Annotated in this window: 10 protein-coding genes; all 10 read left to right on the forward strand. The window is 51.9% G+C overall.

All coding sequences use genetic code 11. From position 1 onward, the window contains the following. A partial coding sequence (locus tag KKD83_01545) for a hypothetical protein (protein MBU2534832.1) occupies window positions 1-211 on the forward strand: 211 nt, incomplete at its 5' end. Window positions 212-326: 115 nt separating this feature from the next. Continuing rightward, the gene (locus tag KKD83_01550; protein MBU2534833.1) at window positions 327-1,601 is read left to right on the forward strand and encodes a M20 family metallopeptidase; all 1,275 of its coding nucleotides are present in this window, start codon (window positions 327-329) and stop codon (window positions 1,599-1,601) included. Between the two features lie 30 nt (window positions 1,602-1,631). Next, window positions 1,632-2,648: a phosphate acyltransferase PlsX gene (gene plsX / locus KKD83_01555; protein ID MBU2534834.1), complete on the forward strand. Its 1,017-nt coding sequence runs from the start codon at window positions 1,632-1,634 to the stop codon at window positions 2,646-2,648. Then, window positions 2,623-2,946, forward strand: coding sequence for a thioredoxin (gene trxA / locus KKD83_01560; GenBank protein ID MBU2534835.1), 324 nt, complete (start codon window positions 2,623-2,625; stop codon window positions 2,944-2,946). The genes plsX and trxA overlap by 26 nt, the downstream gene beginning before the upstream one ends. Window positions 2,947-2,991: 45 nt before the next feature. After that, complete coding sequence (gene trxB / locus KKD83_01565; GenBank protein MBU2534836.1) at window positions 2,992-3,912, forward strand: thioredoxin-disulfide reductase; 921 nt, start codon at window positions 2,992-2,994, stop codon at window positions 3,910-3,912. Window positions 3,913-3,977: 65 nt separating this feature from the next. Beyond that, window positions 3,978-4,658 carry a 50S ribosomal protein L9 gene (gene rplI, locus KKD83_01570; protein MBU2534837.1) on the forward strand — a complete coding sequence of 227 codons (681 nt, stop codon included), beginning with the start codon at window positions 3,978-3,980 and terminating at the stop codon, window positions 4,656-4,658. A gap of 1 nt (window position 4,659) precedes the next feature. After that, the gene (gene dnaB, locus KKD83_01575; GenBank protein MBU2534838.1) at window positions 4,660-6,048 is read left to right on the forward strand and encodes a replicative DNA helicase; all 1,389 of its coding nucleotides are present in this window, start codon (window positions 4,660-4,662) and stop codon (window positions 6,046-6,048) included. Then, a complete protein-coding gene (locus KKD83_01580) occupies window positions 6,045-6,755 on the forward strand; it encodes a DnaD domain protein (GenBank protein MBU2534839.1) in 711 nt (236 codons plus the stop codon). The genes dnaB and KKD83_01580 overlap by 4 nt, the downstream gene beginning before the upstream one ends. After that, a complete protein-coding gene (locus KKD83_01585) occupies window positions 6,676-8,082 on the forward strand; it encodes an ATP-binding protein (protein ID MBU2534840.1) in 1,407 nt (468 codons plus the stop codon). Before KKD83_01580 ends, KKD83_01585 begins: the two co-directional genes overlap by 80 nt. A gap of 115 nt (window positions 8,083-8,197) precedes the next feature. Then, complete coding sequence (locus tag KKD83_01590) at window positions 8,198-8,812, forward strand: hypothetical protein (protein ID MBU2534841.1); 615 nt, start codon at window positions 8,198-8,200, stop codon at window positions 8,810-8,812. The last annotated feature ends 144 nt before the right edge of the window (window positions 8,813-8,956 follow it).

Here is an 8,956-nt window from a genome sequence, read left to right on the forward strand (position 1 = left end):
ACCTTTCAAGATTGGACTGAACATAAAAATCAATCAACGGGAGATTCCAGTCAGTGCTATTCTCGCTTTGATAATTCTTTCAGCTATATGGATTATTATTTTGGTTACTCAACCTTACAGTCGCTATGTGGGCGTAGCTTGGATGGCAATCGGCTTAATATTTTACTATCTATTCAGCCACAGAACTCGTACTGTTGATAAGTTTCGCTAGGGCAGATGTACCTTCTTTTATATTTGCAGTGTCCACGTCTCCTGACCAGAGATTCAAGACATTGACAAACAATCATACATACTTTTTATTGAACATAGCAGTCGCCAAATAATTCATGCTCTGGTGCTCTTTGAGTCCTAGAAATCCTGTTTGGCATTGGGATATAATAGAGGTTGTAACCGCTCTGATTTTCCTATTTGGCGAGGTGTTTGCATTGGGAGCCAGTGAATTAAAGTCCCGAGTTATCAATGAAATTGAAAATCACCGTGACGAGCTCAAAGACTTAAGTCTGCGGATACACGGCAGTCCCGAGCTCGCTTTCCAGGAAGAAAAAGCGGTCTCCTGGCTCACCGATTACCTTCAGGGAAAGGGTTTCTCCATTGAAAAGGGCATCTGCGGACTGGCAACCGCCTTCCGGGCAACTTACGGGAAAGGAAAACCGTCGATTGCCTTTCTGGCGGAATATGACGCGTTGCCCAAGCTCGGTCATGCCTGTGGACATAATATCATCGCTACCAGTGCCGTTGGTGCCGGAATAGCCGCCAAACTGGCGGTGGATGAGCTTGGCGGCACAGTGCAGGTAATGGGCACGCCGGGTGAAGAATTGTACGGCGGCAAGGTATATATGGTGAGGAAAGGTGCCTTTAAGAGCGTGGATGCGGCTATGATGATACATCCGGCGGGTTTGAACACAGCGATCACCAAATTCCTTGCCTGCCACACGCTGGAGGTCGAATTTTTCGGCAAGCCGGCTCATGCGGCGGCCAGGCCTGAGGCTGGCATCAATGCCCTGGAAGCCATGCTCATGTCCTATGCCGCGATTAATTCCCTGAGGCAGCATATCAGGGACAGTGCCCGCATCCATGGCATCATCACCGATGGCGGTGAAGCGGCCAATATCGTGCCGGCGCACACCGCCGGACATTTCATCGTGCGGGCTGAGGAGGACAGCTATCTGGATGAGCTCAAGGAAAGGGTAATCAATTGCTTCGTCGGCGCTGCCACGGCCACGGGGGCAAAGCTGAAATACCGGTGGGGAGATACGCGCTATGCTCCACTGCGCAATAATTTCACTCTGGCCCGTATGTTCCGGGGTAACCTGCAATCGCTGGGCAGACGGGTGCACCTCGTCGACCCCAGAATAGGTATCGGCAGCAGTGATATAGGTAATGTCAGCCGCGTGGTTCCCAGCATTCACCCGTTAATCGCCATAGCTTCGGCCAGAGTGATAACTCACTCCCCTCAATTTGCCGCAACGGCGGCCTCAGAAGCTGGCACGCGTGGTCTTATTGATGCCGCCAAAGCGCTGGCGATGACCGCCGTTGACTTGATGGCTGATTCGGCAATGCTGGGCAAGGTTAAAGCAGAATTTGAACAGGATACGGATTGAGGATAAAAGTAGGGTCTTTTGAGGGAATAAATGATTATTGCCGTTGATGCTGCAGGTGGGGACTATGCGCCCCACGAAATCGTGAAAGGGGCCGTGAAGGCAGCTGGCGAGTATGGGGTGGAGGTGGTGCTGGTGGGGAAGAAAAAAATGCTCCACGTGCTGGCGGGCCGGCACCTGAAAAAACAGGTAATCAGTATCGTTGAGGCCAGCCAAGTCATTGGGCCTAATGAATCGCCGATAAAAGCCATACGCAGCAAGACAAACTCGTCGATTGTCGTTGGTATCAAGCTGGTAAAAGAAGGAAAAGCTGCTGCCTTTGTCTCTGCGGGCAATACCGGGGCCGTACTTGGTGCCGCGTTGTTCGGACTGGGGAAGGTGAAGGGCATTGAGCGCCCTGCCATCGCCTGTATCATGGACATTACTCCCTCAACTCCGGTCTTGTTGATTGACGCCGGTGCCAATGTCGAGTGCCGCCCGAATCACCTGGTCCAGTTTGCTGAGATGGGGGTTGCGTACAGTCAGCATGTGCTCGGTATCAGCGAGCCGCGGGTCGGCTTGCTCAGCAATGGCGCGGAAGAAACTAAGGGAAACCAGCTGGTTCAGGAAAGTTATAAGCTTTTAAAAAAGGCCAAAAATCTGAATTTCATCGGCAATGTTGAAGGCCATGATATTTTGAAAGTGGTGGCCGATGTGGTCGTTACCGATGGTTTTACGGGAAATATCGTGCTCAAGACAATCGAGGGTATGAGTGACACATTTCTTGGCTCGGCGCGGCAGGTCGGGCACGTCATTTCCAGCGCCGCTCACTTCAGGGGACGTGACCTGCTCAGCGACCTTGGGCTTGGCTCCTGGGTCAACCGGATAGACTACCGGGAATACGGGGGTGCGTGCCTGCTCGGTGTGAACGGGAATATCATCATCGCCCACGGACGCAGTAAGGCCAAGACCATTAAAAACGCCATCGGCATTGCCAAGCATATGGCTGAAGAAGATATAGCACGGGTAATCAAGGAGGAAATTCATGAGCAAACCAGTGGAAGTAAATGACAGCAACTTTGACCAGATGGTGTTGCAGTCGAAAACGCCGGTGCTGGTCGATTTCTGGGCGGCATGGTGCGGGCCCTGCCGTATGGTGGCACCGCTTGTTGAAGAGCTGGCCGGTGAGTACGAGGGCAAGGTAACCATGGTCAAGCTTAACGTTGATGAGAATCCACAGATAGCCAGCCAGTACGGTATCATGAGCATCCCGACGCTGCTCGTATTCAAGGATGGAGCACCGGTATCGAACATCGTTGGCTTCAGACCGAAAGCGGAGCTGCAGCGAAGCCTTGACGCTGTCCTTTAACCATTGGGCAGGAATAAGTGATTATCAAGGAGGGCGAGGTTGGCGATAAAGCGGGAGTATGACGTGGTCATTATTGGGGGTGGTCCTGCCGGGCTCACCGCCGGTATTTATACGGCCAGAGCAAGGCTGAAAAGCCTGCTTATCGAGAGAGGGGCCACGGGCGGCTTGATAGTCAATGCCGGTGTGGTGGAAAACTATCCCGGCTTTCCCGATGGTATCAACGGCCTGGAACTGGCGGAAGCCATGCACCAGCAGGCAGTGAAGTTTGGTCTGGAGACGTTAACCGCTGACGTAACCGGTCTTGAGTTGAAAGATGAGCGGAGGGTGGTGAAGACGAGCGAGGGGGACGTTGCTGCCAGAGCGGTCATCGTCGCTGGCGGCTCTGACCGGGTCAAGCTGGGAGTCCCCGGGGAAGAAGAATTCACCGGTCGGGGGGTGGCCTATTGTGCCATCTGCGATGGCTATTTCTATCGAGATGTCCCGGTGGCGGTGGTGGGCGGCGGCAACGCCGCCGTAAACGAAGCCCTGGAACTCACCAAGTTCGCCTCCAGGGTTACCATAATCCACCGCCGTGAGGAACTGCGCGCCACCAAGATACTGCAGGAAAGAGCCTTCGCCGAGCCGAAAATAGAATTCTCGTGGAATACGGTGGTTGAGGCTGTTGAAGGGGAGGATACTGTAAAAAAACTCAGGTTGAAAAATGTGCAGAACGGAGAAAAATCCACCCTTGACATATCCGGCGTCTTTATGGCCGTTGGTTTCAGGCCAAATACAGGATACTTGAAAAGCGTTCTTACCCTGGCTGACGACGGCACCGTAATCACCAACGAAAAAATGGAGACCGCCGTGCCGGGAATTTTTGCCGCCGGTGACATAAGGTCGAGTTCAATACGGCAGGTTGCCGCTGCGGTGGGGGACGGTTCGGTGGCGGCGATATATGCGGAGAGATATATCGCCGCCAAATAAAATATTATCCCTCTTCTTGGTGGGCATTACTGGGTTAAAGTATAATTGGAGCAAGGAGATAGCTGATGAAGGTCGTTTTCATTGAAGATGTGCCCAATGTGGCCGAAGTCGGAGAAATCAAGGACGTAGCCGACGGTTACGGACGCAACTACCTCATTCCCAGGAAGCTGGCGGTACTGGCTGACGCCCGGGCAACACAAATAGTTGAAACCCGGAAGAAGAGGAAGGCCCGGATAGAGGCGGAGACCGAGGCGGAGATGCGGGAACTGGCCAAGCAGCTGGAGGGGCTGGATATAGTTATAAAAGCCAAAGCGGGAACCAAAGACAGGCTGTACGGGTCAATCACCAATGCCGATATTGCGGAAGAGGTGAGTAAAAGCACTGGCCTGGAAATTGATAAAAGAAAAATCGAGCTGGAAAAACCTATCCACGAGATAGGCAGCTATGATATACCCATCAGGCTGACCAAGGACATAATCCCCAAGGTCAAGCTCAGCGTCATTGAGGAGGAGGGGAAAGAGGTCAAGGAGAAGAAGGAGAGCAAGGCGAAGAAAGAGGTCAAGGCGAAGAAAGAGGTCAAGGAGAAGAAGGAGAGCAAGGCGAAGAAGGAGAGCAAGGCGAAGAAAGAGAAAAAGGTGAAGAAGGAGACGAAGGCGGAGAAAGTGGCGGAAGAAGTGCTAGCTGAAGAAAAAGCGGAAACGGCGGCGGAAGAAACAGCAACCGAAGCCCAGGAGGAGACGGAGTAAGGTGTATAACGATAAGTTACCTCCTCATGACATTGACGCTGAGGAGGCCATCATTGGCTCACTGCTCATCGATGGCACGACGATTTATAAAATCGCCACGGTTTTGAGTAAGGCAGACTTCTACCATGAACGTAACCAGTGGCTTTATGAGGCCTGCCAAGGGCTGTACGAACGCAATGAGGCAATTAACCAGATAACCGTGGCACAGGAGCTGGCCAGGCGGGACAAACTGGAGGTAGTTGGTGGCGCCGCCTTCCTGAGCCATCTGATTTCCGTATGTCCAACACCGCTGGATATCGAGCACTACGCCCAGATTGTCTATCGGCTCTCCATTATGCGGGGCCTTATCGGTGCTGCCGACCGGATTGCCCGTGTCGGCTATGAGGCTGGCCCGGATGTTGACACCAGCTTGAGCCAGGCGGAGGACATTCTGTTCCGACTGCGCCACGGACATGGTGAGCGTGACTTCGTTCATATCCGTCAGGTTCTGGACCGGTATTTTGAAGCGGCTCCACCGCCGGAGGAAGAAGGTCGTGCCCGTGAGCAGATGCCCTATGTGCTTTCCAACTTCGTCGGCCTCGACGAATTTCTGGGCGGGTTTCAGCGCTCCGACCTGGTTATCATTGCCGGCCGACCCAGCATGGGAAAGACAAGTTTGGGCCTCAGTATTGCCCGGAATGTGGCTGTAGAGCAGAAAGCATGTGTGGCGCTGTTCAGCCTGGAAATGGCCAGGGACTCGATCGTCCTGCGCTTTCTGGCCAGTGAATCCGGGGTGAATTCGCGGCGGGTCAGGTTCGGTCTTCACACCGAGGACGAGGAAAGGCGTATCATGGAAGCCACCGGCGTCCTTTCCGAATCGGACATCTTCATGGATGACTCTCCACAGCTAAGGGTGGTGGAAATGCGCAGTAAGGCCAGACGGCTCCACTTCGAGCGGGGCCTGGACCTGATTATCGTTGATTACCTGCAGCTGATGCAGGGTGACGGGCGGGGTGAAAACCGCGTTCAGGAAATCAGTTACATCTCCCGTTCCCTTAAAGCGCTGGCCCGCGAGCTGAATGTACCGGTAATTGCAGTATCGCAGCTCAGTAGGGCGGTGGAATGGCGGGCATCACATATTCCGCAGCTGGCCGACCTCAGGGAAAGCGGCAGCATTGAGCAGGATGCTGATGTGGTGATATTCATCTACCGTGATGAATACTATCACAGCGTGGAGGAGTGGCAGTTGCAGCATCCCGACCGCGAGTACCCGCGGGAGGAAGCCGACATCATCGTGGCCAAAAATCGAAATGGCCCTACCGGGCAGATAAAGCTGCGATTTCGACGCAACCTGGCCACGTTCTACAACTATGAATACCCGGTGAGTAGCGAAGAGCCGACGTTGCTATGAGCCAGTTCAGCGGATTTCCAGCCAGAATGGAATTTACTCCCATCCCCAATTATTTCCTCAATGCCGTGCTGCCCCAGATTGATGATGTCTGGGAACTGAAAACAACCCTGCATGTGCTGGCAGCGCTCTACCGCAAAAGGGGCTATCCCCGCTTTGTCACCTACCGTGAGTTGCTGGGGAATGACGGACTGATGAAAAGCCTGAAAGGCGGGGAGGAAGCGCCGGAGGAGTTACTGCGCCGGGCGTTGCAGATGGCCAGCCAGCGGGGAACCTTCACGCATATTACTCTGGACAAGGACGGGTCGGCTGAAGATATTTATCTTATCAATACTGAATCGGACCGAAAAACCGCCGCCAGGATAGAAAGCGGTGAACTCAAGTTGAGCGGACTCAAGGCCGTCGAGAGAACCCATGTTGAGCTTGAGGAACAGCCGGATATCTTCACCCTGTATGAGCAGAATGTCGGAATGCTCACGCCGATAATCGCCGACGAACTGCGCGAGGCGGAAAAATTGTACCCGGCGAGCTGGATAAGAGACGCTATCAAGGAGGCGGTAGCACGGAACAAACGAAACATCCGGTACATTGGGCGCATTCTGGAACGGTGGTCGGCCGAAGGGAAAACCGATGGAACATATCAGCGAGTTTCTAAGACAGACCCGGATAAATACATCAAGGGAAAATACGGACATATGGTCCGACGTTGAAGAAGCCCCTTCCCCAAGCGCTAGCTGTCCCATCTGCAAGGGTGCCGGGGTAGTCCACCCGCGTTTGCCTTCGGGAAAGCCGGATTTCACCCGGGTTGTGCCCTGCCGGTGCGTGAAAAAGGAGCTCGATGACGAGCGTCTGACCCGTCTGAAGCGGTACAGCAACCTGGGAACGCTAACCGGGTTCACCTTCGAAAACCTGGAGCCACAGGGTAGAAGCGGGAAGTCGAAGAACCAGGAGCAGTTCAGGTGGGTCTACGAGGCAGCGAAAGCGTTCGCCACTGACCCGAAAGGGTGGCTGGTTCTTATCGGGCCCAGCGGGAGCGGCAAGACGCACCTGGTGGCGGCCATTGCCAACGAGTGCGTCAATCATGGTTTCCCCGCTTTTTACGTAACGACCCCTGACCTTCTCGACCACCTGCGCGCCGCCTTCAATCCCAGCAGCGAAATTCCCTATGATGAATTCTTTGACCAGGTACGAAATGCGCCGCTGTTAGTACTGGACGATTTCGGGGTTCAGACCAGCACACCGTGGGCCAGGGAAAAGCTTGACCAGTTGCTGACATACCGCTTTAACAGCAAGCTGCCTACGGTGATTGTACCCATCGTTCCGCTGGAGCAGATAGATGAAAGGTGGCAGACCCGTCTGACCGACCGTGAACTGAGCAAAGTCTGCGTCATTGAAGAAAAGCAGCCTGTATCTCTGGACTATACCTGGGGAGCGGAATTTCAACTCCAGAAGAGCATGACCTTCGATAATTTTGACCAGAGACGGGTCAACCTGCCAATGGAGCAGCGCGAAAATCTGGAGTCGGCGTACCGGCTGGCATTTGAATTCGCCAAATCACCCGATGGTTGGGTAGTTTTTATGGGTGAAACTGGCTGCGGTAAGACCCATCTGGCCGCGGCTATCGTCAATTACTGGTATCAGGCGAACAAACCGGCGCTATTCATCGTGGTCCCCGAGTTCCTGGACCACCTGCGCTCGACGTTCAGCCCGGAGAGCAAGATTTCTTTTGACCAGCTTTTTGAAAAAGTGAAAACGGCACCCCTGCTGGTACTTGATGATTTCGGGGAACAGACCACCACCCCTTGGGTGAGGGAAAAACTGTACCAGGTAATCAACTACCGGTACAACTCGCGCCTGCCCATGATAATTACCACGCGCTACTCACTACAGGAAATCAACGAAAATATCGAGGGCTCGATAAGCTCGCGATTGATGGACCCCAAAATCAGCACGCCATTCAATATCACCGTCCCGGACTATCGGGGTGATAACGCCAGCCAGAAAAGAGCTCCCCGCCGGGAGCGGAGAAGCCGTTAGGCTTTTATCTTTTACATCTACAGCCATGTAGTGCCTGGACTACAGGAAGCAGCTGCGAGGACATTTGATGAAAATTTCACTAAACTGAATTCTAATAGTGAAGGGAGGATAAGTTATGCTTGAATCTATTATTAACAGAGTAATTGACTATATCATTGTGAACTTATGGGATGACTTAACTTTTCTGCGAATAACATCAATAGTATTATTTGTCTTTCTTGTATTAATCTACACATTTAAAAATAGATTATTTAAGCTCTTATATAATGACAAGCACCAAACACAAACACATGATATAAACATTTTCAATGAATCCGACCAGCTACTCAATGAAGAACAATTTACAGAATACTACGATACATTAGGTATAAATCGTGTAATATCCGGACAATCTAGAAGAGTTGACGCATTTCTGCATTTCTTCAAAGAAGAGGGTAATCAATATCTGGATAATAGAATAAGAAAATATTGTATTAGATTTGTTAAAAAGCTTGATGCATTGTCAGTATTTGTAGCAACTCATTTTTTTATGTATCCTAATAACCAGTCATCTACTGACATGGAGTACATACAATCAGCACTCTATCCAGAAGTTTTACATGGCTCATCAAAAACTCCAGAATATCAACACGCCATACAATGCCAGCACGAACTACATAGTATGTTAGATGAAATATTTATTCTGTATCGAAATTACAGAAGGCTAGTAAAAAAGAAACTGCAAATTTGAATACGCACTCAGATTAGCAAAAGATTAGCAATAACAGAAAAGCCCTCTAAGTTACTAACATTTAGAGGGCTTATTTAGCTTCCGAAAATAGTACCCCTGGCGCGACTCGAACGCGCGCACGCGGTTTAGGAAACCGCTGCTCTA

This window comes from Chloroflexota bacterium, assembly GCA_018829775.1.
Classification (GTDB): domain Bacteria; phylum Chloroflexota; class Dehalococcoidia; order Dehalococcoidales; family RBG-16-60-22; genus E44-bin89.

Bases quoted from the DNA above. Each gene is read 5' to 3' on its own strand.
- KKD83_01550 (MBU2534833.1), top strand. From the start codon at position 327: ATGCTCTGGTGCTCTTTGAGTCCTAGAAATCCTGTTTGGCATTGGGAT.
- plsX (MBU2534834.1), top strand. From the start codon at position 1,632: ATGATTATTGCCGTTGATGCTGCAGGTGGGGACTATGCGCCCCACGAA.
- trxA (MBU2534835.1), top strand. From the start codon at position 2,623: ATGAGCAAACCAGTGGAAGTAAATGACAGCAACTTTGACCAGATGGTG.
- rplI (MBU2534837.1), top strand. From the start codon at position 3,978: ATGAAGGTCGTTTTCATTGAAGATGTGCCCAATGTGGCCGAAGTCGGA.
- KKD83_01580 (MBU2534839.1), top strand. From the start codon at position 6,045: ATGAGCCAGTTCAGCGGATTTCCAGCCAGAATGGAATTTACTCCCATC.
- KKD83_01585 (MBU2534840.1), top strand. From the start codon at position 6,676: ATGGAACATATCAGCGAGTTTCTAAGACAGACCCGGATAAATACATCA.
- KKD83_01590 (MBU2534841.1), top strand. From the start codon at position 8,198: ATGCTTGAATCTATTATTAACAGAGTAATTGACTATATCATTGTGAAC.